Annotated in this window: 19 protein-coding genes and 6 pseudogenes; 18 read left to right on the forward strand and 7 right to left on the reverse strand. The window is 39.3% G+C overall.

The features are described from left to right. Positions 1-6: 6 nt before the first annotated feature. Positions 7-1,002 (reverse strand): dihydroxyacetone kinase subunit DhaK, encoded by a 996-nt coding sequence (dhaK, locus tag JCM15457_RS06980; protein ID WP_034988693.1) that lies wholly within the window; start codon positions 1,000-1,002, stop codon positions 7-9. Positions 1,003-1,276: 274 nt separating this feature from the next. Further along, positions 1,277-2,308 (reverse strand): YeiH family protein, encoded by a 1,032-nt coding sequence (locus JCM15457_RS06985; protein WP_500778394.1) that lies wholly within the window; start codon positions 2,306-2,308, stop codon positions 1,277-1,279. Between the two features lie 111 nt (positions 2,309-2,419). Here JCM15457_RS06985 and JCM15457_RS06990 point away from each other — a divergent pair, with 111 nt between their 5' ends. Further along, a complete protein-coding gene (locus tag JCM15457_RS06990) occupies positions 2,420-3,298 on the forward strand; it encodes a LysR family transcriptional regulator (protein WP_034988695.1) in 879 nt (292 codons plus the stop codon). A 293-nt stretch (positions 3,299-3,591) separates the two neighbouring features. Here JCM15457_RS06990 and JCM15457_RS06995 read toward each other — a convergent pair whose 3' ends face one another. Next, positions 3,592-6,183: a cation-translocating P-type ATPase gene (locus JCM15457_RS06995; RefSeq protein WP_034988697.1), complete on the reverse strand. Its 2,592-nt coding sequence runs from the start codon at positions 6,181-6,183 to the stop codon at positions 3,592-3,594. Between the two features lie 365 nt (positions 6,184-6,548). On the opposite strand from JCM15457_RS06995, the gene JCM15457_RS07000 reads away from it, so the two are divergent. From JCM15457_RS07000 to JCM15457_RS07020, 5 genes and pseudogenes are all read left to right on the forward strand, one after another. Further along, positions 6,549-9,317: a cation-translocating P-type ATPase gene (locus tag JCM15457_RS07000; protein WP_034988699.1), complete on the forward strand. Its 2,769-nt coding sequence runs from the start codon at positions 6,549-6,551 to the stop codon at positions 9,315-9,317. A 337-nt stretch (positions 9,318-9,654) separates the two neighbouring features. Continuing rightward, a complete protein-coding gene (gene queF, locus JCM15457_RS07005; RefSeq protein ID WP_034988701.1) occupies positions 9,655-10,179 on the forward strand; it encodes a preQ(1) synthase in 525 nt (174 codons plus the stop codon). Positions 10,180-10,193: 14 nt separating this feature from the next. Then, entirely contained in the window at positions 10,194-10,898 is a 705-nt protein-coding gene (gene queC / locus JCM15457_RS07010) for a 7-cyano-7-deazaguanine synthase QueC (protein ID WP_034988702.1), read from the forward strand. A gap of 24 nt (positions 10,899-10,922) precedes the next feature. Beyond that, entirely contained in the window at positions 10,923-11,417 is a 495-nt protein-coding gene (locus JCM15457_RS07015) for a QueT transporter family protein (protein ID WP_034988704.1), read from the forward strand. A 189-nt stretch (positions 11,418-11,606) separates the two neighbouring features. Then, positions 11,607-13,081 (forward strand): annotated as a pseudogene (locus tag JCM15457_RS07020) (amidase). A gap of 170 nt (positions 13,082-13,251) precedes the next feature. Here the strand turns inward: JCM15457_RS07020 and JCM15457_RS11685 are convergent. Continuing rightward, complete coding sequence (locus JCM15457_RS11685) at positions 13,252-13,509, reverse strand: TetR-like C-terminal domain-containing protein (protein WP_152537288.1); 258 nt, start codon at positions 13,507-13,509, stop codon at positions 13,252-13,254. Next, on the reverse strand, positions 13,493-13,810 hold the full coding sequence (locus JCM15457_RS11690; RefSeq protein ID WP_051993329.1) for a TetR/AcrR family transcriptional regulator: 318 nt from the start codon (positions 13,808-13,810) through the stop codon (positions 13,493-13,495). The genes JCM15457_RS11685 and JCM15457_RS11690 overlap by 17 nt, the downstream gene beginning before the upstream one ends. Before the next feature lie 148 nt (positions 13,811-13,958). Here JCM15457_RS11690 and JCM15457_RS07030 point away from each other — a divergent pair. Then, positions 13,959-15,793 (forward strand): annotated as a pseudogene (locus JCM15457_RS07030) (MFS transporter). A gap of 240 nt (positions 15,794-16,033) precedes the next feature. Here JCM15457_RS07030 and JCM15457_RS07035 read toward each other — a convergent pair. Then, a complete protein-coding gene (locus JCM15457_RS07035; protein ID WP_034988706.1) occupies positions 16,034-16,483 on the reverse strand; it encodes a MerR family transcriptional regulator in 450 nt (149 codons plus the stop codon). Between the two features lie 143 nt (positions 16,484-16,626). On the opposite strand from JCM15457_RS07035, the pseudogene JCM15457_RS07040 reads away from it, so the two are divergent. Both JCM15457_RS07040 and JCM15457_RS07045 read left to right on the forward strand, forming a co-directional pair. Then, a pseudogene (locus JCM15457_RS07040) lies at positions 16,627-18,107 on the forward strand (MDR family MFS transporter). Then, a complete protein-coding gene (locus tag JCM15457_RS07045) occupies positions 18,107-18,835 on the forward strand; it encodes a DUF4811 domain-containing protein (RefSeq protein ID WP_034988707.1) in 729 nt (242 codons plus the stop codon). The pseudogene JCM15457_RS07040 and the gene JCM15457_RS07045 overlap by 1 nt, the downstream one beginning before the upstream one ends. A gap of 89 nt (positions 18,836-18,924) precedes the next feature. Here JCM15457_RS07045 and JCM15457_RS07050 read toward each other — a convergent pair whose 3' ends face one another. Continuing rightward, positions 18,925-19,611, reverse strand: coding sequence for a Crp/Fnr family transcriptional regulator (locus tag JCM15457_RS07050; RefSeq protein ID WP_034988708.1), 687 nt, complete (start codon positions 19,609-19,611; stop codon positions 18,925-18,927). 215 nt (positions 19,612-19,826) lie between these two features. On the opposite strand from JCM15457_RS07050, the pseudogene larA reads away from it, so the two are divergent. From larA to JCM15457_RS12155, 9 genes and pseudogenes are all read left to right on the forward strand, one after another. Next, a pseudogene (gene larA / locus JCM15457_RS07055) lies at positions 19,827-21,106 on the forward strand (nickel-dependent lactate racemase). A 1-nt stretch (position 21,107) separates the two neighbouring features. Beyond that, the gene (gene larB, locus JCM15457_RS07060) at positions 21,108-21,869 is read left to right on the forward strand and encodes a nickel pincer cofactor biosynthesis protein LarB (RefSeq protein WP_034988710.1); all 762 of its coding nucleotides are present in this window, start codon (positions 21,108-21,110) and stop codon (positions 21,867-21,869) included. 56 nt (positions 21,870-21,925) lie between these two features. Next, positions 21,926-23,097, forward strand: a pseudogene (gene larC / locus JCM15457_RS07065) (nickel pincer cofactor biosynthesis protein LarC). Positions 23,098-23,101: 4 nt separating this feature from the next. Beyond that, on the forward strand, positions 23,102-23,938 hold the full coding sequence (larE, locus tag JCM15457_RS07070) for an ATP-dependent sacrificial sulfur transferase LarE (protein WP_034988711.1): 837 nt from the start codon (positions 23,102-23,104) through the stop codon (positions 23,936-23,938). Between the two features lie 6 nt (positions 23,939-23,944). Next, a complete protein-coding gene (locus tag JCM15457_RS07075; RefSeq protein ID WP_034988713.1) occupies positions 23,945-24,667 on the forward strand; it encodes an MIP/aquaporin family protein in 723 nt (240 codons plus the stop codon). Between the two features lie 394 nt (positions 24,668-25,061). Next, on the forward strand, positions 25,062-25,226 hold the full coding sequence (gene rpmF / locus JCM15457_RS07080) for a 50S ribosomal protein L32 (protein WP_034988715.1): 165 nt from the start codon (positions 25,062-25,064) through the stop codon (positions 25,224-25,226). A 13-nt stretch (positions 25,227-25,239) separates the two neighbouring features. Continuing rightward, positions 25,240-25,389, forward strand: a complete 150-nt coding sequence (gene rpmG, locus JCM15457_RS07085) for a 50S ribosomal protein L33 (RefSeq protein ID WP_034988717.1) — start codon at positions 25,240-25,242, stop codon at positions 25,387-25,389. Continuing rightward, positions 25,389-25,657: pseudogene (rpsN, locus tag JCM15457_RS07090) on the forward strand (30S ribosomal protein S14). Before rpmG ends, rpsN begins: the two are co-directional and overlap by 1 nt. Positions 25,658-25,672: 15 nt before the next feature. Further along, entirely contained in the window at positions 25,673-25,786 is a 114-nt protein-coding gene (locus tag JCM15457_RS12155) for a putative metal homeostasis protein (protein WP_161633667.1), read from the forward strand. Positions 25,787-26,051 lie beyond the last annotated feature (265 nt).

The following is a 26,051-nucleotide window of genomic DNA, read 5'->3' on the forward strand; positions in this document are numbered from 1 at the left end:
TCCTCCTTACCACGCAATTGTCTCAACAGGATAATTGAGATATTCTAACCATTTGTTATCTACGAGATCAAAAATCGTTAATGAAACTCCAGCCATTTCTATTGATGTCATGTAATTACCGACTTTCATAAAGACAGGTTTAATTTGTCTGTCCTCAAGTTGATCTAATAGGTCGTGACTGAAGATATATTGCTCCATCAGCGGGGTAGCACCCATCCCATTGACTAATACGGCATATTGATGATCTGATTTCAATGGCTGGTTTTTTTCAATTTTTTCTAGCAATTCTGTGACTAATTTCTTTGAAGTCTTGATTTTTTCGCGCCGATAGCCGGGTTCACTATGAATACCGACCCCATATTCAATTTCATCATCTGCCAATGTAAATCCCGGCTTGCCAACTTCAGGAACAGTAGCGGCTGAAAGCGCAACTGCGATGGTTTTGATATTGGCGAGTGCACTCTGAGCTAATTGCTCAATTTCTTCTAAGGTTGCACCTTGGTCGGCTGCTGCACCGACAAGCTTGTGCATTAAAACAGTGCCAGCAACGCCGCGTCGTCCCTGTGTATAAAGACTGTTTTCGACTGCAATATCATCATCAACGATAATCGATTTGACTTTGATATCATCTAGTTCTGCCAAGTCCTTAGCCATATCAAAGTTCATGACATCACCAGAATAATTTTTAATAACGAGGAACACACCTTTCCCATGATCGGCTGCCTTAATGGCCGCATATATTTGATCTGGTGTTGGGGATGTAAAAACCTGCCCAGCAACTGCGGCACTCAGCATTCCTTTTCCCACGAAACCGGCATGTGAAGGTTCATGACCGCTGCCACCGCCACTTACGATTCCCACTTTTCCCGTCATAGAATCCTTGTCGCTTCTAACCATAGCCTCTGTGTCAGGTATTTTTTCAAGATATTGTGGGTACGACCTAACTAATCCATCTACCATTTCTGAAACAACATGTTGTGGTTCGTTAATGATTTTTTTCACTGGTTTCACGTCCCTTTCTGTACAATATTAATTCTATCTGAACACGATTACATTGTAAAAGGATGTTGCTTGAAACAGAAGATGCAAGTAGCATTGTTTTTAACAAATGCTGGTATTAGCGGAAATTTGCTAAATGTTTTGCCAAAATATTATAAATTTGAAGTGCCTCCTAATTGTTAGACGGATAAAACTAACAATTGGAGGCACTTTAATTCATCGTTTTTAAATTATTGATAACATGCATTATGAGACAAGACAAACATCTTATGTAATTCTAAAAGAACAATTTACTGGCAGCCAACACTGCAATCATCAAAATACAAGAACAGATAAATGCCGCACTAAACGCTTTTCGACCGCGATGAATAATGGTGTCGAAGTTAACATTCATACCTAAAGCAGCCATTGCCATACCTAAAACGATATAAGCTAATTTAACTAATAAATCTAAGACGCCACTAGAAATAGGGAAGAACGATCCTATCATACTGGTGAGAATAAACCCTGCCATAAACCAAGGAATAGGCAATTTAGCTTTGACTGTACCGTTAGCCTGCTGCGGGGAGGTTCTTTGATACCAGATTCCAATCAACAAAGCAGCAGGAGCCAATAATAAAACACGAGATAGTTTAGTGATAATAGCTTCGTCTAATCCAACAGGCCCAGCAGAACTGCCGGCCGCCACAGCATGAGCTATTTCATGCAAAGATCCACCAGTGAAGACTCCAAATTGGGTTGGTGTCATGTGGAGCAGCGGTTTTAAGCCGATTTCAATCAGTGTAAAAATAGTTCCAAGTATTGCTACTGTTGCAACAGCCAGTACTTCATTTTCACGCTGTTGTTTTTCCTGATTTTTAGCGACCTTGATCTGAGGTGAAACTCCCATGACTGCTGCCGCACCGCATATACCTGAACCAGTCGCTGTTAAAATAGCCAGTTCTCGTTCAACTCCCATTTTGCGAGACAACCAGTAAGTTAAGAGAATCATTCCCGTTACTATGCAGACCGCAAGCAAAATTGATTTAATGCCTGCGTGGGCTAGTTGGACTAGATTTAATTTGAAACCCAGGAGAATAATACCTAAACGTAAGAATTTATTTGAGATGAAACCTGATTCAATATTGGCTTTTTTTATTAAAGTCGGCTGAAGCTGCAAGGCAATTCCTAGTAGCATAGATAATACCAAGGCACCCACAAGCGAAAGATAAGGCAGTTGGGCTAAGAATGAACCGATAACGGCACAGATAAAAGTTATGAAAAATGAAATCCAGAATGCAGTTTTCTTTAGTTCGCGAATAATTGACAAAATATTGCCTCCTTAAAGTAATAATTAGAGTATAGCTGATTTTTTGAATAAGTAGAAATAATGGTTTATTATTATTCTATAAGCTTATGTTATGAATAAAGGAGACTTATTTTGTTAGATCAATTATATTTGACTTTTTTAGTTTTGACGCAGACATTGTCCTATACTAAAACTGCTGAGCAATTGTATATTTCGCAACCTGCCGTAACGCAGCAGATCCAACGTTTGGAAGAAAAACTCGACTTAAAGCTCGTTCACTATCATCGACCAAACTTAAAAATTACGCAGGCAGGGGAAGAATTAGCCGATTTTTTGCAGAGAACTAGTGTGCAAGCAAAGCAAGTTCTTGAACGAATTCAGACACCGGATAAATTTCAAGAAATTAATTTTAGTACAACTCGTTCGCTAAGTGTTTTTTTGGCACCTAAATTAATAAAAGAAGTTGCGGCACAGAAAGCATTCAGAAAAATAAGCTGTCATGTTGGGAATACGGAGCAAGCACTGGCCAAAGTCAGAAACGGAGAAAGTCAATTTGCATTGGTTGAAGGGAATTTTAATAAAAACAAATTTGGATATAAAATAATTAGTTCTGAGCCCTTTGTAGCTGTCGCTGCACCAGACCATCCCTTAGCACAGTTCAAATCTTTAACGTGGAGCGACTTGGTCAAGACACCATTGCTTGTTAGAGAGAGGGGATCTGGCTCACGGGAAATTTTGGCTAGCCTTGCGCGGGCAGAAAATGTTAGTTTAGCTGATTTTGAACATATGATTGTTATTTCTGAACCGCTTTTGATTAGGCAGTTGCTGTTAGAAGGGGTTGGAGTTAGTTTCTTGTATCGCTCACTTGTAGAAAAGCAGTTACAACAGAGACAACTGGTTGAATTACCGATGAGAGATAATGGACAGACAGCACATGATCTTTACATAGTATATGCAAAAGACAGCTACTTTAAAAAAGACTATGAAAAATGGGCAGATGTACTAAGATAAGATATTTTAGATTTGACTGTGAGCGTTAGACGAAGAGATTTATGTAATACACTCACACACAAAAATAAGGAGTCTGGGTCAAAAGTTAAAATTTAACCTAGCTCCCTTGTTTATTCTGTATAACTGTATCCCATAAGTCAAAATTTTCTTTCTATCTTGGATTACCTGTAGCAAAGTACTCGCTGGGTGCATACTTGCGTGTTAGTACTCAAATTTTATCAACTTATGGTGTACACCATCTTTTATCTTTTACAATGAAATATAAAATTAAAACCAAGCATATTATTAAGAAATTATTTGCTTAGTCTAAGGTGAATTTTTTTGTTGATTTCTAGCAAAATAGTGGGAATAAACATTGCTAAGAGACTAATGACCCATTGAAGGCCAGTTAATTTTACTAAACCAAACGAACTTTGCAGTGGTGGAATTAAAGCCACTGCAAGGATAATGCATGCCGCAACAAGCAAGGCGATGTTCAAAGTCGAGTTTGATCTAATTGAAGACCATGTTAGTGGACCACGTACTTTGATTGGGTAAATATCAATCATGGATCCCAAAGCTAAGGTTAAAAACAGCATTGTTGCTCCAACGGGAGAATTGTTATCGGTTAAGAGAAAACGTCCCAAAGCATAGATAGTCAAGGTCAAAACAGTATAGATAGCTGAGCGGGTGAACATACGCATTCCGACACCATTACTGAAGATACTCTGATCACTTGGAATAGGAGGTTGCTGCATGGCACGCTTTTCTCCCGGCTCTCGTGAGAGATAAAACCCTGGAATTCCGTCAGCTAAGACATTTATTAACAGTAATTGTTCAGCAATTAGTGGTACACCCCAACCAAACAGAACGCTGCCAACCATTAAAAATATCTGTGCAAAATTGACGCTGACTAAAAATTCGATGGCTTTTAAAACATTTTGGTAGATCGTACGGCCAGAAGAAACTGCTTCAATTATTGTTGCAAAATTATCATCAGTCAAAATTAAGTCCGAAGCGCCTTTCGCAACTTCAGTCCCAGTAACACCCATCGCTATACCGACATCAGCAGCTTTAAGCGCAGGAGCATCATTGACACCATCACCAGTCATTGCAACTACCTTGCCTTTTTGTTGCCAAGCCTTGACGATTCTGATTTTGTCTTCAGGTGAAACTCGCGCAAAAACACTAGCTTTGTCTATACGCTCAGCGAGCATCTGATCATTCCATTTTGAAAGGTCCGATCCGCTTACAGCTAGGTCTCCGTCTTGATAAATACCGATTTGAGAAGCAATTGCCCGCGCAGTTACTTTATGGTCACCAGTAATCATAATTGTTTTGATCCCAGCTTCTTTGGCTTGGGTAACAGCTTTTTTAGCCTCAGGGCGCGGCGGATCTATTAGCCCGATAATTCCAGCAAAGGTCAGTTCCACTTCCAGTGATTCGAGTGGTTCCTGAGGCTGATCATCAAATTCACGATATGCGACTCCTAAGACGCGGAGCGCATCATTTGCAAATTCATCATGAATTCTGCTGAGTTTTTTATTGTCGGCTTTGGAAAGGTTAATGGGAAGTTTGTCTAAAGCGCCCTTTACGATCAAAAGAAAGTGACCATTATTGAGTTTGTGAAAGGTAGCCATTGTTTTTTTCTCTGAAGAAAAGGGACGTTCGTTAATTCGTGGGGCGTCTTTTTCAAAGTGTGCGCGCGAAAGCTGATGCTGTTGCAGTAGGCGGATGATAGCAAGCTCTGTCGCGTCACCTTCAGCATGCTTTCCATTGATGATAGCATTTGTATCAAGTGCAAAAAGTCGCATTAATTCTACTGCTGAATCGCTGAGCGCTTGCCCACTTTCTATATTTTCGGGTTTCTCGTTGGAAAATGACCATAAACGAGTGATTGCCATTTCATTTTGAGTTAGTGTTCCAGTTTTATCAGATGCTATTATGTCAACGCTACCAATTGTTTCAACTGAATTTAAACGCCGGATAATGGCATTGCGCTGTGCCATCTTCTGTACACCGACTGAGAGACTGATTGTAACAATGACAGGCAGAGTTTCTGGAACGGCAGCAACAGCTAAAGAAACGCCGATCATTAGGTTGTCTATTGGGCTGCCTAAGTCATGCAATGTACTGAGAAAGAAAATTAAAACACCACTGGCAATCGCGATAAATGTCATAATAAGCGAAAGTCGTGAGAGCCGTTGCTGCAAAGCTGTTTTATGTTTTTTAGTTGTGTTGAGTAGATCAGCAATTTTTCCAATTTCAGTCTTCATGCCAATTGCAGAAACGATCATTATTCCAGAGCCTTGGGTAACTAATGTTCCTGAAAAAGCTTTGTCTACTTGGTCGCCAATAGAAACGGGAGCAGTTTCTGGAGTTTTAGTCGTCTTTTCGACCGGCTCGCTTTCACCCGTCAGTATGGCTTCATCAATCGTTAACCCCTTTACTTGCTTTAATGCACCATCTGCTGGAACTTGGTCACCAGCGTTTAACGTAACAACATCTCCTACAACGACATCTGAGATGGCTATTCTTTGGCTAGTGCCATCACGGATGACCTGAGCGGTAGGTTCGCTTAGGTCCCTGAGGGCCGCCAATGATTTTTCAGCGCTGTGCTCTTGGTACAAACCAATCATCACATTTAGGACTACAATTGATCCAATGACGATGGGCTTTGTCCAGCCACCATCAAATGAAAGAGCCATGTAGGCTGATAAAAATACTGCGAATAACAAGATAAGTGAAGTTATTTCGGTCAACTGAATGAAGATTTTTTTCCAGATACTTTCCCTTTTTGCTTCTTGCAGAATATTATTGCCACATTGTTCGCGGCTACTAGCAACCTCAGCAGAGCTGAGGCCATTTTTTAAGTCGGTGGTTTTTTTTCGGTCATTATGTGTCATCTTGTCACTTCCTTCGTTTGTTTTGGATAGGGTTCTCTAGTTCTGATAAAATTCAGGACAGATTGTCTATCTACCTAAACTAAGTGTAACAAAAGATGTTTATTTTTTTTAAACTTATACTCTTTTGATTATCTAAAAGGGATAATAGCAGTCAGAATTTGAGTGATTTGTTTTAAGACGAAAGAACCTGACCACATATAGCAAGACGACTCGTGTAAAGTAGAAGGCAGCTCAAAATACAAATGTGCTCAATTGGATGCAAATATTATTGATATAAACACTAAAAAAATAGAAGAATAGGAACAAAAAGAGTATTATGGCGGTGAAGATAGTGTTTTCATTAGATAGGCGGGAGTGATGATGGAATGATTCAAAAAAAAGCAGAGACAGGTGTTATTGCTTCCAGCAGTGAGAAAAAATTATTTGAACTGCTGAAATCTTCTGTACAAGGATTAGCTGAAGCTGAAGCAAAGCAGCGGTTGAACGAATTTGGAGCTAATGATATTCAGCAGGCGAAAAAGCAGTCACAGTTACAAGCTTTTATGAAGAATTTTGTTAGTCTAATGGCACTCTTGTTGTGGATCAGCGGAGCAATTGCTCTTTTTGCGGGGATGCCGGAACTAGGTGTCGCTATTTGGTTGGTAAATATTATTAATGGTGTTTTTAGTTTTTGGCAAGAATATGCTGCCCAAAAAGCGACTAGTTCTTTGAAAAAAATGCTGCCGACTTATACGATTGTGATCAGAAATGGCAACAATAAGCAGATTGATGCAAAAAACTTGGTCCCTGGGGATGTCTTTCTTATTCAAGCAGGCAACAGCATTCCGGCGGATGCAAGAATTTTAACGGCTGAAGCGCTTGAGATAGATGAATCAGCCTTAACGGGAGAATCAGAAACAGTAAATAAGGATGAGAAATATCTGAAAACGGAGGGAAAATTCGGACAAAATAATATTATTTATGCTGGGACAACAGTTGCCAGAGGGACCGCTAAGGTAATAGCTTTTCATACAGGGATGGATACTGAGTTCGGAAAGATAACTAACTTGACGCAGAAACAACGGAAGTCAAAATCGCCCTTGCAATTGGAGTTGAACCGCCTGACTAAGCAAATATCAGTGATTGCAATTGTCATCGGTGTAATCTTTTTTTTCGCAGCAGTCTTTTTTGTTCATTACCCTTGGTCTAAGTCATTTATTTTTGCACTAGGAATGATTGTTGCTTTTATCCCAGAAGGATTGCTGCCAACAGTTACACTATCATTGGCACAAGGGGTACAGCGAATGTCAAAAAAGCATGCACTTGTTAAAGAATTGAGCAGTGTTGAGACTCTAGGTGAGACAAGTGTGATTGCATCAGATAAAACTGGAACTTTAACACAGAACCAAATGACGATCAACCATATATGGCTTTTGGACGATAAATTTGAAGTTACGGGTGAAGGTTACAGTAACAATGGGCAGATTCAAAAAAATCAGCAGAGAATTGACATTGAAAAGTACCCAGACTTGAAACAGTTATTGGTTATTGCGGCACTGAACAATGATTCGAAGATAGAAGAAACGGCTGACAAAAAAGCAAAAGTTATCGGTACACCAACAGAGGCAGCTCATACTATAGTTGCTGAAAAAGCAGGAATTGAAATTGAGCAACTTGCCCAAGAACAGCCACGGCTAAAAGAATTCCCCTTTGATTCAAATCGAAAGTTAATGACGACTATTCACACAGTCAACGGAAGAAAAGTTGCTTATGTGAAGGGAGCTTTGAGCAGTGTTATCAAATGTTCAAGTCAAATTATGGTTAAAGGGAAGGTACGCCCTCTCACTGCTGAGGATCGCCAAAAAATTGAAGCAGCGAATAAACACTATGCAACGATGGGGCTTCGTTCCCTCGCCCTCGCATTTCATGAATTAGAGGAGCCATCCAATATATTAGATAAACAAGAAACTATTGAAGATGATTTAGTGTTTGTCGGGCTGACAGTGATGGCAGATCCGCCGCGCCCAGAAATCTACGCGGCAATAAAGGAATGTCATGATGCACAGATTCGAGTCATTATGGTAACTGGTGATAGTGCACTTACTGCTAAAAGTGTGGCTCTTAAAATTGGAATGGTTGGCAATAACGTACAGGTGATAACAGGTGCAGAACTAGAAAAGATGAATGACAAAGAACTGTGTACAGCGGTCAAACAAGAGGTTATTTTTGCACGTGTTGCACCAGAACATAAATATCGCATAGTTAAGGCATGTCAAGCTAATGGGGAAATTGTTGCCTCAACAGGTGATGGAGTGAACGATGCGCCAGCATTGAAACAAGCTGATATTGGCATAGCAATGGGGGTTACAGGGACGGATGTTGCAAAGGATGCAGCCGATATGATATTGACAGATGATAACTTTGCCTCAATCGTTGCAGCTGTTGAAGAAGGCCGGACAGTTTATAGTAATATTCAAAAGTTTTTGTTGTATATTCTAAACTCGAATGTTCCAGAAGCTATTCCTTCTGTTTTGTTTCTTTTCTCACGCGGATTAATCCCACTACCATTGACTGTTATGCAGATTTTGACCGTTGATTTGGGAACCGATATGTTGCCGGCATTGGGGCTGGGTGCTGAAAAAAGTGAACCTGGTGTGATGAAGCAACCGCCACGATCACAAGAAAGTCACTTGCTCGAACGCTCTCTCCTGTGGAAGGCTTTTGCCTGGTATGGTGCAGGTGCAGCACTCATCTCAACGTTTGCTTATTTATTTGTAAATTATGTGCACGGTTATTCATTTATGAATCTGGCAGAGGATGGAAATGTTTATGTCCAAGCAACAACGATGACACTAGCAGCGATCGTATTTTGTCAAATAGCTGCTGCCATTAACTGCCGAACAAAGGAGACTTCGGTTTTAACAATCGGTTTACTCAGTAACCGGCATGTTATTCGTGGAATTGTAGTGGAGATTATTTTATTAATATTGCTGATGTATGTTCCAATTTTACAAGGATTGTTTAATACAACGGCGATTGGACCACTAGAATGGCTTTTCTTGGTAATTATCCCCGTGCCACTAGTTTTAATTGAAGAGCTCAGAAAGTATTTTGTTCGTTCGAAGTCACTTGAATCCCAGGTTTACAAAAAATAGTAGAGTTCTAATAAGAGAATAGCTATGTAAAAGACGGCTTTTCTGTTCAAGTATAAATCACTGATGGGAGAGCATCTTTTTAGAGAAAATTCAAACTTAGATACTTCAAGATCACCGAACATTATGTTGGCACACTATTCTTGGTAAAATTATGGGCAGATACATTGAAGAAACTGTAATGGGATAGTTATCTCGCGGCAGTTTCTTTTTTGATTGAAAAATTAGTTTTCAAAATTACGTATTTTAGTGTACTATTGGTAAAGTTGAGTTTACTCAATCAGATGGAGTATGGTATATCCTTAAAAACCTCCACAAAAAAACAAAAGGAGAATTGTAAATGGCACACACACATCATTCACGAACCCCAAATGAACTTGCGGGCGTAACAGAACTAGGTTGCAATAAGACACAATATCCTAATGACTACGATCCGTCAGTCCTCGAAACATTTATCAACAAACATCCTCAAAATGACTATTTAGTAACTTTTGACGGCTATGAATTTACAAGTTTATGTCCAAAAACAGGGCAGCCAGACTTGGCTAATGTCTTTATTTCATACATTCCAACCGAAAAAATGGTTGAGAGCAAGAGCCTTAAACTATATCTTTTCAGTTTTAGAAATCATGGTGATTTTCACGAAGACTGCATGAACATTATCCTTGATGATTTATATAAATTGATGAACCCCAAGTACATTGAAGTCTTGGGCTTATTTACACCGCGCGGCGGTATTTCGATCTATCCTTTTGTAAACAGGGTTAACCCTGCTTTTGAAACTGAAGAATTACGTAACTTGGCTTTTCAAAGAAAACTTCAGTTTCTAAGCAACGTACCTAGTTATGGACGTGCGATCCGCTAAGGGGGAATAGATATATGGGACAAGTAGTTTTACTTTCGGGTGGAATGGACTCAGCCACCTGCTTAGCACTTGCTGTTAGAAAGTATGGTGCTGAGCAAGTTTGCGCTTTAGCATTTACGTATGGTCAAAAACATGATTTAGAGATTGTTAATGCACGGCAAGTGGCACATTTCTTTGATGTCAAGTTGGTGGAAGCTGCAATCGATCGTAAGATATTTACAGGCTCGAATTCGACATTGCTTAAGGGAAATGGCGATATCGAAGAAAAAAGCTATGCTGAAATTATACAAGAAAAGGGCACGGGCATTGTTGACACATATGTTCCCTTCCGAAATGGATTAATGCTCTCGCAAGCAGCAGCACTTGCATACAGCATTCAACTGGATGAGGTGGCTTATGGTGCGCACAAGGATGATGCCGCAGGAGATGTATACCCTGATTGTTCGCCTGGTTTCTACCAATCGATGAATGCAGCTGTTGCTGCAGGAACAGCAGGTAAGGTAACATTGATCGCTCCTTTGATAGAGCTTAATAAAGCTGGTGTTGTACGTCTTGGACGTAAACTGGGTGTTCCTTTTGAACTGACACGTTCATGTTATGAGGGCCGCAAGTATGCGTGCGGCAAATGTGGAACCTGTCGTGATAGAATCAAGGCTTTTAGAGATAATGGTTTAAAAGATCCAATCAGATATGAGAAAGAACCTGATTGGGATAAGTAATGGATACAAAATGAGGGTTAAAATATGAAAAATATTAAATTAATAACAATAAATGCTGTATTGGCTGCAGTTTATGTCCTACTAACAATGCTTTTTGCCAGTTTTTCTTTTGGCGTTATTCAGGTCAGAGTTGCAACGGCGCTTTATCAATTAATAGCATATGATAAAAAATACTTCTGGGGCATGGTCTTGGGAGTAACAATCGCTAACCTCTTATTTAGCCCCCTTGGCTTGATAGATGTTGTGGTTGGCTGGGGAGTAACTGGTCTCGGATTGGCCCTGGCTATTTTGATCAATAAAAAAATAAAGAACATTAATATACGTGCGTTAGTCGTGGGGCTTTGCGTATCTTTAGGAATGATCTTCGTTGCACTGGAGCTAGCCTACATTTCGCAGGTACCATTCTGGATAACTTATCTTTACTTGATAGCTGGTCAAGCTGTCTCTCAAGTCATTGGCTATGTATTGTTTGGAATAATAAATACTAAAATCGAGATAAATAATTTACTTAAGGAATAGGAAATGTACACGCCGCAAGACTCTAATGTTTTGCGGCTTTTTTATGATTAGCAATGCGATACAATGATTTTTTCGACAAGAGCATTATACAAGATGCTTCTCTAGCCTTGCTTAATGTGATGAACTAAGATTAAAATCAAAGCAGCTGTCAAACAAACGCTTTCAAACAGAGCGAAAGGACTGATAATTATGGAATTAGATGCAGTGGGTATGTCTGAAGCGATCCGTAGTGGAAAATTAGACCGGGTAAAACTTGTTAAGCAAAGCTATCAGAAGATAGATAAGCTAAACTGTAAGTTGAATGCGGTGATTTATCGAAGGGATAAACGGGCACTGCAAGAAGCTGCTCAGTTTGTTGATAAGGGGCAGCCTTTTGCAGGTATTCCCTTGCTGTTGAAGGGGTTGGGACAAAGTCTTGCAGGAGAACGAGATACTAATGGGGCACGTCTGCTACAGAATAATTATGCTGCGACAACTGATAATTTTGTTAGGCGGCTTGAACAGGCAGGATTCATCATTATAGGTCAAACCAATATTCCAGAGTTCGGATTCAAAAATATTACTGACCCAGTTTTATATGGGCCAGCACGCAATCCATGGAATCTTCAATATTCACCTGGTGGTTCATCAGGCGGCTCAGCAAGTGCAGCTGCTGCCGGAATCGTTCCTCTTGCGGCTGGAAATGACGGTGGTGGTTCTATCAGGATACCTGCCTCTTTTGCAGGCTTGATTGGCCTAAAGCAACGAGAGGGCGTGTTCCTGTTGGACCGGGCTCTTGGCGTGGCTGGCAAGGGGCATCCATTAATTTTGGTTTAACTAAGTCAATTCGAGATACAGCTACTCTATTGGATACTTTGCAGGTTCTCCAGCCGGCGGCACCCTTTCAAACGCCAATAATCAAGCCTGGTTTTATGGCACGCTTGGAACAGCCTTTAAAGAAAAACTTAAAAGTTGCTTATAGTACCGAGTCCCCTGTCGGCTCAGAGGTAAGTGAAGAGGCTAAGTTGGCTGTTTCTGAAGCAGTTGATTTTTTGAATGCTCAAGGTATTCAAACAGAGAAGGTTACGAACCCATTAAATGGTCCAGAACTAATGAGAAGTTACTATATTGTTAATTCTGGGGAAACTGCCAGCATGTTTGAAAAAATTGAAAAACAATTAGGTCGGCAGGTAACTGTAGATGACATGGAACTGACTACCTGGGTCATTTATCAGGCAGGACTATTATTGAGTGCAAAAGATTACAGTCAAACACTGAGCCTTTGGGATGAGGCTAGTGCGGTAATGGACCAATTATATGACAGTTATGATTTATACTTAACGCCAACTACAGCGTATACAGCACCTAAAATCGATGCGAAACTAATTACGGATGAAAGTATTGACAAAATGCGTCATGTAACGGAACTCGGAAAAGAAGAGCGGCTAGATCTGATTTATGAATTTTTCGATGCCAGCTTAAAATTGACGCCCTTTACACAGCAGGCGAATATGACTGGACAACCCGCAATCAGTTTACCGACGTTTATATCTAAAAAAGGATTGCCACTGGGAATTCAGTTTATTGGACGAAAAGGTGATGAAAGTACCCTGTTGCAGGTAGGGCAATTGTTTGAGCAAAAACACAAGTTTAAAATGCTGCGCAAAACAGATATTTTGCAGTGACAGATGAACGATATTGAAGCGGATACAGTGACCATGCGTAATTTATGGCTAAAAAATTATTTATGTAATGCTTTTAGACGAAACAGCAAGGGACTAGATCATAGGGGGCTAGCTCAGAACCCCTTATTTTGATCCAGCCCTTTTTTATATAAACTAATGTGCTTCAGCAATTAGACTTGGGTAATCTTTTTCAAAGCTTTTAATAAAGTTTGTGTGACCTCTTCAGGTGGTTCAGGTGTTTTTTTTGTCAGCCAATGCTGCAATACGTTCCAGAAACCGCCAGTTGAAAAGCTCATAATGTAATTAATCTCAGAAGGTGACCCTTGAACATGCCAAGGGACTTGAAACATATCGTAAATTTTTGAGGACTCAGGAGTCCAAACGAACAATAAGCGGCTGAATAAGCCATTTTCAATCAATAAGTGCAATGTGTTTTTTTCTGACCACCAAAAATCGAAAAAAAACTCTTAATACATTTTCAAAAGAAGATGTTGACATTTCGATAGCCTTTAATCTTCGAAGATAGCGGTCGATTGCGTCATGGCAGTAATAGTCGACTAAATCACTTTTGCACTTAAAGGAGCGGTAAAAGGTTCGTCTTGATAGCTGCGCCTCAGCAGCAATCGCCGAAATCGTGATGTCTTGGTAGCTCTGCTGGTGTAATAAACGTACAAATCCTTCCCATAACCAGGTGCGCGATTGTTCTGCTATTTTTTGTTTTCCGTTCATTTTGTAATCCCCCTTGTCTGTCACAAAACATGTAGCTTTGTAGCACATTGCTTAAAACTATTGATATTTTTTGTCTCCTTATTATACTTAGTCTTAGATGTCACAATTGTAACCTAAAGCAACATGTGTGACAAGAAAGAGGGGGAAAATGGAGAAAATAATTAGAAAAATTAGTTTTATTGGATTATCAATTGCAATGTTTATGGGGATTCTGGACAGCACGATTGTAAACATTGCTCTACCTAGTATCATGAACCACTTTAGTGCAAATTTAACAGATACAAGTTGGATCGTGACGACGTATGTGTTAGCATTGGCGATTTTTACAGTTACGAGTGCAAAGCTGGCAGATCAGTATGGCAGAAAGAAATTAATGCTTTTGGGATTGACTTTATTTGGCGGTTTTTCCGCAGCATGTATGTTTGCACCATCATTATTCTGGTTGAGTGTCTTCCGATTTGTGCAAGGAGTGGGAGGAGCGATTATTACACCTGTGGTTTTGCCGATGGGAATTGAAATTTTTGGTAAAGAAAAACTTCCACTAATTACCAGTGCAGTTGGGGCAATTAGTGCTTTGGCGGCTGCTAGTGGTCCGCCATTGGGGGGAGTTATCTTGCGCTATTTTAGTTGGCATTGGATTTTCGGACTCAATGTTCCTTTGGCACTAAGTTCTTTTTTATTGATTTCAGTGCTGGTAAAAGAAACGCGCGATGAAACTAGCAGTAAAAAGATCGATTGGTTGGGAATTCTGAGTTTATCCCTTGCTTTATTTGGTATTACATTTGGGCTATTGAAAGGGCGAGATTATGGTTGGAGCTCGCTGGTTATTAGCGGGAGCTTGTTATGTGGGGCAATCATGATCATTGTTTTTATATTAATTGAAAAAAGAATTTCAACTCCAATGATTGATTTAAAATTATTCAAAATTTTTCCGTTCACGGCTTCATGTTTAGTTTATTTTATAATTGCGATAGCCCTTATCTGTCCGTCTCTGATAATGAATTATTTTTTGCAAAATGTCTTGAATTATTCTGCCTTAAGCGCTGCATTAGTTATCGCACCGGTCTCGTTGACAGTTGCAGTTGCTATGCCGTTAGGAACTAAATTAGCGGCAAAAGTCGGTGCAGCAGCAGTAAATTTCAGTGGAATGTTGATAGTCGGCCTGAGTTTGCTATTATTAGCACTGATTAAAACCAACACACCGAAAATTATAATGATTATCTTTTTGATAGTTCATGGTTTGGGATTTGGTTTTGCAAATCAGTCGATAGTATCGGCTATCAAACACTCCCTAAAAGTAAGAGCGGTTTAGGATCGGGAATAGTTAATACTGGCAGACAGTTAGGAATGTGTTTAGGAATAGCTATTCTTGTAACCATCCTGAATGTGCATTTAGATAATGCTAAACAAAATGTAAAAACAGATGCGCTTCAGACTATAAGTCGAAAGACACTTTCACCAGATGTCAAACGTACTGCAAGTAATCAAGTTAGAAGAGTTTTTCGACAAAAAGAGCAGACAAACAGTAAGTCGGGCAAGAAACAGATGCAAGAGTTGAGAAGAAATGTTAAGGAGGCGGCAACGAAAACTGAGCGGCTTCCGCGACCGGTAGAAAATGAATACTTGAAAAAAATGTATGATGGTAGTCATAAGCTTAGCCAGTCTTCGGAACAAGTTGCCGAAAGAATAAATGAATTGAGTAGAATAAGGCAGACAAATGATGTAAAAACTACAAGTTCAATGGTGAATGCGCAACACCATATAACGAGTGCGGTATCCGAAATATCTGCTGGACAAGCCAAAATAACACAGGCTATTGCACTTGTTGCTCAAACTGAAGAATTAAAAGAAACACTGCGTCATATTGAGCATACAAAGAACACTAAAATAACGGAAGCATTCAGCAAAACTTATATTTTTGCAGCGGCTTTTGTACTGTTTTGTTCACCAATCGCATTATGGTCAGAAAAAAAGTTGCGGTAGTGAACAGTTTTCTTATAGCATTTGATTTTTTAGATAGGTTTGGCGAATCAAAATATATTAATTGCAAAACATTGCTAGAGATCTACAACAGATAATTTTGCTGCAGATCTCTAGCAATGTTTTGCAATACAAATATTACTGTATTTTCAACACCGATTTTACTTCGAAGAATGGCTTGAAGATTATATTTAGGAAAGTACATGTTTATAGCGAATTCGAAGGTCTTGTCGCAATGCTTGTTTAGTTCAGCTCAAAACGAGATTGGCTGCCTTCAATACGAAGGCAAAGATTCTTGCTGGGCTCAGGATCGAAGAGCCCTAAATCAATGAGTGTATACTCAGGTGTTTTCTTTATCTCTTGCAAGCGTGCATGTGTGGCTTTTTTGATATCCTTGAAAGTTTGGGAGTAATAAGATGCTTTTTTTGCAGCAACTGCTAGGGTAAAACCCTTATTTTGGAAAAATTTAATAGCATATATTTGGAAAACTATATCAAATTTAAATTGATTTTTTTTCTCAGCAGAACACGGCTGGATATATCCCTTCTGACTCCAGTAACGCAGTTTGTTTTGCGGAACTTCAGTAATAGATGCTAATTCAGAAAAACCTAAATTAAGTTTACTGTCTTCTAATATTTTTCGTACGAAGTCATAAAAATCGATAACCTCTGTAGGCTTGGTTGGTTTATCCATAATAACCTCCCTATGGTAGATGTTTAAGACTATTATAAATAAAAACAATAATATTGTAAACCTACTTTACATAAGTGTTATAAAAAGTTATAATGCAAAGTGCACTTTTGATAATTGAATACAGTAGTGAAAGAAGGAATAAAATGTCTGAAGCAAATGACAACAAAAATAAGGGCTATAATCTTTTTTTGTTAGTAGCCATATTATTGATAGGAACTTTTTGTACCGTTTTGAACCAAACGATTCTGGCGACAGCCTTACCAACTTTAATGAAGGCGTTCGATGTTTCAACGTCTACTGTCCAGTGGCTGACCACTGGCTTTTTAATGGTCAATGGGGTAATGATCCCTGTCTCAGCTTGGTTGTCAACACGTTTTAATACTAAATGGCTGTACATTGTGGCCATGAGTATCTTTGAAGTTGGAACAATAATTGCGTGGACAGCCCCGACTTTTTCGTTTCTACTTGCAGGACGCTTGATCCAAGCAGTGGGTGTTGGTATTTCGATGCCGCTTTTGCAAAATATTATGCTCTCTGTCTTTCCTGCAAACAAGCGTGGTGTCGCAATGGGAATGGCAGGGGTTGTTATTGGAGTTGCACCTGCAATCGGACCGACCTTGTCAGGTTTTGTGATTGATACATGGCATTGGCGGGATTTGTTCGGAATGATTGTTCCGATTGTTGCAATTGTGATCGTATTATCATTTTTCTTTATGAAACCAGTGTTGAAAACGACTAAGTCAAAACTCGACTGGGTCTCATTGACGCTTTCGACAGTTGGGTTTGGGTCTCTTCTGTATGGTTTTTCATCTGTCGGGGACAATGGTTGGACCTCGACGATAGTATTATCAACTCTTGCATTGGGCGCGATTGTTATTGTGATCTTTGGTTGGCGACAATTAAAGATAGACAAACCATTTCTTGAACTTCGTGTTTTTTCATCGGCAGAGTTCACCATCGCAACGATTCTAAGTTCAGTAGTAATGGTTGCCATGGTTGGGGTTGAGATGATAATTCCAATGTATCTGCAAATGATCCATGGCATGAGTGCCTTTCATTCAGGTTTACTATTACTGCCAGGGGCACTTATGATGGCCGTTATGAGTCCAATAACTGGAAAAACTTTTGATCGTATCGGTGCGCGCAGATTGGCTATCTTAGGACTCTTTCTTCTAACTGTCGGAACGATACCTTTTGTTATGATCACGAAGCAGACACCGGTATTGTACATTGTCTTACTGTACGCACTTAGGATGTTTGGTATTTCGATGGTCATGATGCCGGCAACAACGGCTGGGATGAATGCTTTACCACTTCAACTGATATCACATGGGACAGCCGTTAATAATACGGTCCGGCAAGTTGCTAGTTCGATTGGAACGGCGATTTTGGTTTCAGTTTTATCAAACACAACTAAAGGCAGATGCCTGGCAAACATTTACTACATTCAGAACCGTTAGAATACAAACTTAAGGCGATTCAAGCAACAATGACAGGTTATCATGCAGCTTTTTGGATCGCAGTCGGTTTTAGTGTAGTTGGTTTCGGATTGGCATTCTTTTTGAGTGATAAAAGCAAAATGATTAATAAAAGTTTAGAGGATGATGAAGGGGGGAAAGCTTAATGGTCGTTGTTACATTGGTTATCGGTGCAATTGCTATTTTTGCAAGTTTCATCTATATCGAAAGATTACTTCCTAGATTAATTTGCACGGTTGTTGCAGGTGCTATCTTATTGGGCTCGATCGCTGGAATCGTCGGCAACTACTACGAGCACTTTGGGATGCATAAAGTTACGACAACTAGTTCAAAACAGATTTATTCAGCAGATACGACTGGAAAGATGAAAATGATCCTCTTTCAGCCGATTGGAACGGCTGGAAAAGAAAATGTTTATATTTATACTAAGAAGGCAAATGCAAAAAAAGTGAGCCACACGAAAGCAAATGAATACACCAATAACAAGCTTTCACGCATAAAAAGCAACAAAGCATATGTAAGAAAAACAGAGGTTCGTTGGCAATATAAGTCCGATGCGTACAAATTTTGGTTTGGTATCGCGGACAATAATAACAAACTGGTAAAAAGTACGAATCATTTCTATATTCCAAACGAATGGTTTGTTTTATCCACAACCCAAGCTAAGGAATTAAGAAAGCAGATGTCTAGTCAAAGCTTCCAAGCACAAGCAAAAAAACAAGCAACAGCCTATGTTGGAAGCAAAATGAAAGAAGCAATCATGAAAGATCCAAGTTTGATGACCGATAAAAAGCGGCAAGGTGAATTGGGTCAAAAATTTGCAGCCGAATATCAGGCCGTACTGTTGAAAGAAACGATTGCTAAGTTAAAATAATTTCTGTATTAATTAAAATTTAGTTTACAAGAAAAAAAGCTTAGGGTTTCAACTCCAGCTGCAGCTGGTCAGTTGAAACCCTAAGTTTTTTAGTACGCAATATAATCATCTAATTTCTGAACATTGCTAATAATAATGCGACGGTTATTTGCTGGGCCGCTGCCAAATTCGATAACTTCTTCATCTTTTAACTTGCGCATCATTCGGCTAACACTTGTATGATTAGCGATACCGCAAAAACCTGCAATATCTTCGTTGGTAACATTGAAATCAATTATGATTTTTGAGCTGTTCGCCAGAGGCTTTCCAAACTTAAAAGCCATATCACGCAGGAAACTGGCTAAAGCTCCAAGCTTGCCATTCATTGTCAAGCGCTGCAAACGTGATGAATTTTCAGAAAGACGATGACGATAGTATTGTTTGACATAGTTTTGCAAACGCAGATTTGAATTAACATATTGCCAAAACTTGACCCGATTTATTTGATAAAATGTCGCTTCATCAGATTCGATTCTCACATTGAAGGGCTGTTCATCATATTGGAGAGATTCATCATGTAGTAGTGAGATCACATCCGGCTGATTAATGTAAGAGATGTTGAACTCGCGACCATCCTGCAGGATAACCGAAGTCTTGATGATACCTTCTTTTAAAATGAAAACACTGGCGGCTTTCAGACCATGAAAAGTCAGATAGGTATGATAGCCCTTAGTGATCGTTGAAATTTGTTTGCTTTTCAGAAAATTTACTAGGTAATTTATATCTTTGTTTGGCAAAAAATAACCTCTTTTCTCACTTTTCAAAATAGTTATACGTTTTTCTTAGTTATATATTCCTCTCTTAACATCTTTTTGCATTAACAAATGTCAATGGCCTTCGATACATGTTATTGATTATGAACTTTAATAGGAATGATTGTCAACGAAAGTTCAAAAATGAAGGCTTATGATACTTGCTGTTAGCAAAATCAAATGAAAGAGGATGAATACTTGTGGTAGAGATTAATCTTCCATATGATCGAGGGTATGTTACAGCTAAAATTAAAGACAAAAATTTTGCTGGCTCTCTTGTATCAAAAGCAGCAACCTATAAGGCTGACTTTTCAGAAAAAGAATTGGTTGAAAAGTCATTAGATGCTCCAATTGGCAGTCCCACACTTGAAAGCTTAGCGCAGGGTAAAAAGAACATTGTGATTATCAGTTCGGACCACACACGGCCCGTACCTTCGCATATCATAACACCAATTTTGCTGCGCCGCTTGCGTGCCGCAGCTCCAACAGCGCGAATCCGTATTTTGGTAGCGACAGGGTTTCATCGTCCATCAACACATGAAGAGTTAGTGAATAAGTATGGAGAAGAAATTGTTGCAAATGAAGAGATTGTAATGCATATGTCTCAAAAAGATGAGGATATGGTAAAAATTGGCAAACTTCCGTCAGGGGGGATCTGATAATCAATAAAGTTGCTGAAGAAGCTGATCTGCTTATTTCAGAAGGTTTTATCGAATCACATTTCTTCGCAGGTTTCTCTGGTGGACGCAAATCAGTTTTACCCGGTATTTCTTCATACAAGACAATTATGGCAAATCATTCAGGTGAATTCATTAATGATGTGCATTCTAGAACTGGAAACCTACACCATAACTTGATACATGAAGACATGGTGTATGCTGCTAAGACAGCTGGATTAAAGTTTATTTTGAATGTTGTTTTAGATGAAGATAAGCACATTATTGGTTCTTTTGCAGGTGATTTAGAAAAAGCGCACAAAAAAGGAACCGATTTTGTGGGGGAACTCGCTGGTGTAAAGGCAATTAAGAGTGATATCGCAATCTCAACTAATGGTGGGTTCCCACTTGACCAAAATATTTATCAAGCGGTCAAGGGAATGACTGCTGCAGAGGCGACAAATAAACCGAATGGGACGATCGTCATGGTTGCTGGCTGTCGCGATGGTCATGGTGGTGAAGGGTTCTATCATAATCTGGCAGATGTCAAGGATCCTAAAGAATTCTTAGATGCGGCAGTAAATACACCGCGACTTGAAACAGTTCCGGATCAATGGACCTCGCAAATACTTGCAAGAATTTTGACAAACCATTATGTCATTATGGTTTCTGACCTGGTTGATCCTAAGCTTGTAACGAATATGCATATGAAGTTAGCAACCACGATTGATCAGGCTATGGAAATGGCTTTCGAGCGTGAAGGCAGCGATGCTAAAGTAACAGTGATTCCTGATGGACTTGGTGTTGTTGTGATGGACAAGTAAAATGGAACAACAACAATTATTGAAGCTCCTGCAGAATGTTGCACAGCAGACTTTAACTCCGGAAGCAGCAATTGAAAGTTTGAGTAAGGATAATTTTGAAGAGTTGAATTATGCCAAAATCGATACTGCGCGAGTTCGAAGGACGGGGTATCCAGAAGTTATCTACGGTGCAGGCAAAACGGCAGAACAAATTAGTGGCATTATCAAAGTTATGAAAGGTCACCAAAAGGCGATCCTAGCAACGCGAGTGGAGCAAGACAAGGCAACAGCAGTTTTACAGGAGTTGCCCTCTTTAAAGTATGATGCTGTATCACAGACATTGACGACTGTTGATGAGAAGACAGCGAGTGTTGGAAATATTGCGATTGTTACTGCTGGAACATCTGATATAAGAATAGCCGAAGAAGCAGCTGTCACTGCCGAAATTTTTGGAAATCATGTTACACGAATATATGATGTTGGCGTTGCAGGAATACACCGCTTGTTCGCCAAGATTGATGTTATCAGACAGGCTAATGTGGTAATTGTGATAGCCGGAATGGAAGGCGCACTACCTAGTGTAGTTGGCGGATTGGTTGATCATCCAGTAATAGCAGTACCAACGAGCGTTGGTTATGGCAGTAATCTTGGTGGAATGACACCACTGCTTACGATGTTGAATAGCTGTGCTGCAGGTATTAGTGTCGTCAATATAGATAATGGCTTTGGGGCTGCCTACAATGCAAGTATGATCAATCGGCTGATAGATAAGGGGCACATATGAAAACTTTAGTTTTAGATGCTTTTTCTGGGATCAGCGGCGACATGTTCTTAGGTGCAATGTTCGACCTAGGTCTAGAGCGAGATGAATTTGAAAAACAGTTGAGCAAATTGAAAGTTGCGGGATATCGAATAACAGTTCAAAGAACAGCACGTTCAAGTATCACGGGAACTGATTTTGATGTTGTTTTAGAAGGGAATGCACCTAAAGATCAAGGCTTCTCTGAGCATGAACACCATCACCATGGACGCAACTTCATGATGATCAGACATTTGATATCAAAGAGTGATTTGAAAGAAACTATCAAAAAAAGATCTATTGATATGTTTGAGCAGATCGCACGGGCAGAAGCTAAAGTACATGGCAAAGAATTGGCGGATATTCACTTTCATGAGGTGGGAGCTTTAGACTCGATAGTTGATATCGTCGGGGCTGCTATTGCTGTTGAAATGCTGCATATCGACAGATGCGTTATCAACAATTTAGCTGATGGAGTTGGAACAATCAAAATCGCACATGGAATCGTCCCGGTTCCTGTGCCTGCCGTATTACAAATGCAATTAAACACAGCAATTCCTATTCAGAAGCGTTTTGATGTTCATACCGAATTAATAACACCGACAGGAATGGCACTTGTGAAGTGCTTGGGGAATGAATTCAATAGTTCTACTGCAACAGGTGTCCTTGAAAATACTGGGTATGGTTTTGGAAAGCGTGATACGGGCAGCCTGAATGCTTTGAGGGCTAGTTTGTATAATTCAAAGTTGAGTCAGCAGGAAATAGCGAAGACAGATGACCATGTACTGTGTTTGGAAACAAATTTAGACGACGCTACTGGGCAACAACTGGCAGCAGCGATCAAGGGTGCACTTGAGTTGGGGGCAAAAGATGCTTGGGCGGAGCCAATCATAATGAAAAAAGGCAGGCCAGCTATAAATTATGTTTATTGACAGCGACTACGCAGCAAGAATTGTTCGCTAGTTTTTTGTTCCAACACACCTCAGCGATTGGGTTGCGGGTACATCCATTACAGCGTGAAATTATGGAAAGAAAGTTGAAAAAGGTCAAAACGCCATATGGAGAAGTAGGAGTAAAAGAATTAACTTATCATGGGGTAAAAAAATTTTCTGTAGAATATGATGATCTAATGAAATGTTCACAGAAGACTGCAGAAGAGCCTGAGAAGATAAGGTTAGCTGCCTTGCAGGAAATTGAAAATAAAGGGGAATAGTACGATGGAAACTTTCATGGAAAAAGAAGATAAATTACAAAATATTTTAGCTGGTTATAACAAAGTGGTTGTGGGTTTTTCTGGTGGAATTGACTCTACCCTTGTGTTGAAAGAAGCAGCTGATATTTTAGGTAAGAAAAATGTATTGGCGATTGTTGCAAATTCAGAACTTTTTACTGACGAGGAATATAACAAGGCTATTGCTTTGGCACAAGAATTGGACGTTCAAGTTAATGGGATTGAACTAGACTATTTAGCTGATGAGAACATCAGCAACAACACACCTCAATCTTGGTACTATATGAAAAAAATGTTTTATAGCGCACTTAATAAAGTTGCAGCTGATTTTAATGCAGATGCAGTTTTAGATGGGATGATTATGGACGATAATACTGATTTTCGTCCTGGATTAAGAGCTAGGGATGAAGCTAAAGCGGTATCGGTTTTGCAAAAAGCGGATATTTATAAAACAGATGTGCGTAAAATTGCCAAAAAATTAGGCTTAAATAATTGGAATAAGGTTGCCTCTTGTTCAGTTTCCTCGCGCTTCCCATATTATACAAAATTGGATAGCAAAAAAATTGCTAGAGTCATGGATGCTGAGGCGTATTTGCGAGGTTTAGGTTTTTCAACGGTACGTGTTAGAGTTCATGGGACTGTTGCACGTGTGGAAGTACCAACAGATTCATTTGCTGGATTTATGTCATTAAGAGAAAAAATTAATAATAAACTGTTGAAATTGGGTTATGAATTTGTAACACTCGATCTCAGCGGCTTCGAAAGTGGAAGAATGAATGAAGTACTTTCTGAAAATACTAAGAAGAAAGTGTTGGTGGGATAAAGGCAAATGGATTATTCATTGTTAACGCGGTGTTTGGCAGAATTTTTTGGTACAGCGATTATGGTTGCTCTTGGTAATGGATCTGTTGCAAACGTTGAATTAAAGGGAACAAAAGGATTCCATGGTGGCTGGGTCCTAATTGGTTTTGGTTATGGAATAGGAGTCATGATTCCAGCTTTAATGTTCGCAACGGTTTCAGGAGCACAGATAAATCCTGCCTTTACAGTTGCCCTAGCCGTTACGGGGAGTTTCCCGTGGAGCGAAGTAGTGCCATATCTTGTTGCACAACTTTTAGGAGCTATTTTTGGTCAATTGATGATTGTTATTGCATATAAGCCATATTATGCAAAAACGACAAACCCAGAAGCTATTTTAGGAACATTTGCGACAATTGATGCTGTTAACAGCAAGTTTAATGGTTTTGTAAATGAATTTATCGGAACTTTTCTTCTGGTGTTCGGAGCATTGAGCATAACTGCAGATAAAGTTGATGCACGAGCAGATTTTATAGGTTTAGGTTTTTTAGTAATGTGTCTGGTTATTTCTTTCGGTGGGCCAACAGGACCTGCACTAAATCCAGCACGTGATATTGGTCCGAGACTGCTGCATGCAGTTCTGCCATTTGAACACAAGGGAAGTTCGCAGTTTAGTTACAGCTGGGTCCCAATTGTTGCTCCAATTTTAGGAGCAATTGTTGCTGCTGCAATTTCCAAAGCAATTTTTAACTAATTGAATAGTATCTAGCAGAAAGTTTTGAAAATTATTTTTTGCTAAAGGTGCACTGCGAAAGCAGCACAAAGTCGGTAAATTTGAGTGCTAGCACGAAATTACGCACATAACGAATGTTTTGTTATGAGCAATTCGAGGTAGACGAAGAATTTTGACTTATGAAACACGTGCATATGGAATAAATAGAGAAGCTGGGTTAAAAGTTAAATTTTAACCCAGCTTCCTTTTTGGATTGTGTGAATCAAGATGGTTCAACAGTCAAACCTCTTGGCCAAGCTAAGTGCTAGAAGGCTATTAACACATTTTTTGGAAAATGGTTATAATTACTCTTTACATTTAGGCTGAAAAGCTTTATTATACAAATAGTAACCATTACTTTTTAGGAGGGGATATTGTGGCAGTTCCAGCAAGAAAAACATCTAAAAGCCGCAAAAACAAACGACGTGCCCAACATAAAATAAAAGGACCCGCTGTTTATTGGAATCCAGAATTAGGCGAGTATGTTGTAGGACATCGTGTTTCAGCTAAAGGTTTTTATAAAGGTAAGAAAGTAAACTAAGGGAGAGAAAGTTATGCGTAAGAACATTGTGCTAGGTAATGCACAGACAAGAGAACGATTATATCTGACATCTAAAAATACACGTAATACACCAGAAAGATTAAAGTTGCTTAAATATTCTCCTAAGTTGAAGAAGAAAATTTGGTTTACAGAGGTAAAATAATGGCAAAAAAATCAAAAATTGAAAAAGCAAAGAAAATAGAACTAACGGTTAGGAAGTATGAAGAGAAAAGATTGGCTTTGAAAAAGGCACATGACTACCAGGCCTTGAGCTACTACCGCGAAACGCTTCACCGACTCGGTTGCATAATCGCGATAAGTTTGATGGGCGTCCGCATGCATATATGCGCAAATTTGGGATGTCGCGTTTAAGATTTCGTGAATTAGCACATAAGGGTCAAATACCTGGTGTACGTAAAGCCAGCTGGTAATGGAGGAAAACATAAATGGCCAAGGAAATGGACCTCAGCAGTGCCTACCGTTATTTGAAGAGCCCTAACATCAAAACGCGTAAAACTGCATTGAAGGTTATTAAGGACTCTAAGAAAAGCAAAAAATGAATTGCTGAATGAAAAGTTGTTCAAATTAAAATATAGTTATTTTGGAGATGCAGACACTATTGCTGAGTCTTTGAAATCGGGTTTAACTGATTTCAAGATACAAGGCAAGTTGGTCTGCTTTTTTGCTGTATCTGTGAAAAAAATGAACCGGTTTTTTAATAAAGCGGTTAATTGTGATAAAGTACATATTAGTTATAGTTCTTATTCGTATCAGTTTAAAAAATCCGAAGCTTAAACTGATAAAAAGTTTTAGAGGGGGAGTACG

It is taken from the genome of Liquorilactobacillus sucicola DSM 21376 = JCM 15457 (assembly GCF_000612445.1).
GTDB lineage: Bacteria > Bacillota > Bacilli > Lactobacillales > Lactobacillaceae > Liquorilactobacillus > Liquorilactobacillus sucicola.

What these genes read in the sequence shown, in the direction of transcription:
- JCM15457_RS06995 (WP_034988697.1), bottom strand. Translation starts at nt 6,183, where the DNA reads ATGACACATAATGACCGAAAAAAAACCACCGACTTAAAAAATGGCCTC.
- JCM15457_RS07000 (WP_034988699.1), top strand. Translation starts at nt 6,549, where the DNA reads ATGATTCAAAAAAAAGCAGAGACAGGTGTTATTGCTTCCAGCAGTGAG.
- queF (WP_034988701.1), top strand. Translation starts at nt 9,655, where the DNA reads ATGGCACACACACATCATTCACGAACCCCAAATGAACTTGCGGGCGTA.
- queC (WP_034988702.1), top strand. Translation starts at nt 10,194, where the DNA reads ATGGGACAAGTAGTTTTACTTTCGGGTGGAATGGACTCAGCCACCTGC.
- JCM15457_RS07015 (WP_034988704.1), top strand. Translation starts at nt 10,923, where the DNA reads ATGAAAAATATTAAATTAATAACAATAAATGCTGTATTGGCTGCAGTT.
- JCM15457_RS11690 (WP_051993329.1), bottom strand. Translation starts at nt 13,810, where the DNA reads ATGAACGGAAAACAAAAAATAGCAGAACAATCGCGCACCTGGTTATGG.
- JCM15457_RS07035 (WP_034988706.1), bottom strand. Translation starts at nt 16,483, where the DNA reads ATGGATAAACCAACCAAGCCTACAGAGGTTATCGATTTTTATGACTTC.
- JCM15457_RS07045 (WP_034988707.1), top strand. Translation starts at nt 18,107, where the DNA reads ATGGTCGTTGTTACATTGGTTATCGGTGCAATTGCTATTTTTGCAAGT.
- larB (WP_034988710.1), top strand. Translation starts at nt 21,108, where the DNA reads ATGGAACAACAACAATTATTGAAGCTCCTGCAGAATGTTGCACAGCAG.
- larE (WP_034988711.1), top strand. Translation starts at nt 23,102, where the DNA reads ATGGAAACTTTCATGGAAAAAGAAGATAAATTACAAAATATTTTAGCT.
- JCM15457_RS07075 (WP_034988713.1), top strand. Translation starts at nt 23,945, where the DNA reads ATGGATTATTCATTGTTAACGCGGTGTTTGGCAGAATTTTTTGGTACA.
- rpmG (WP_034988717.1), top strand. Translation starts at nt 25,240, where the DNA reads ATGCGTAAGAACATTGTGCTAGGTAATGCACAGACAAGAGAACGATTA.
- JCM15457_RS12155 (WP_161633667.1), top strand. Translation starts at nt 25,673, where the DNA reads ATGGCCAAGGAAATGGACCTCAGCAGTGCCTACCGTTATTTGAAGAGC.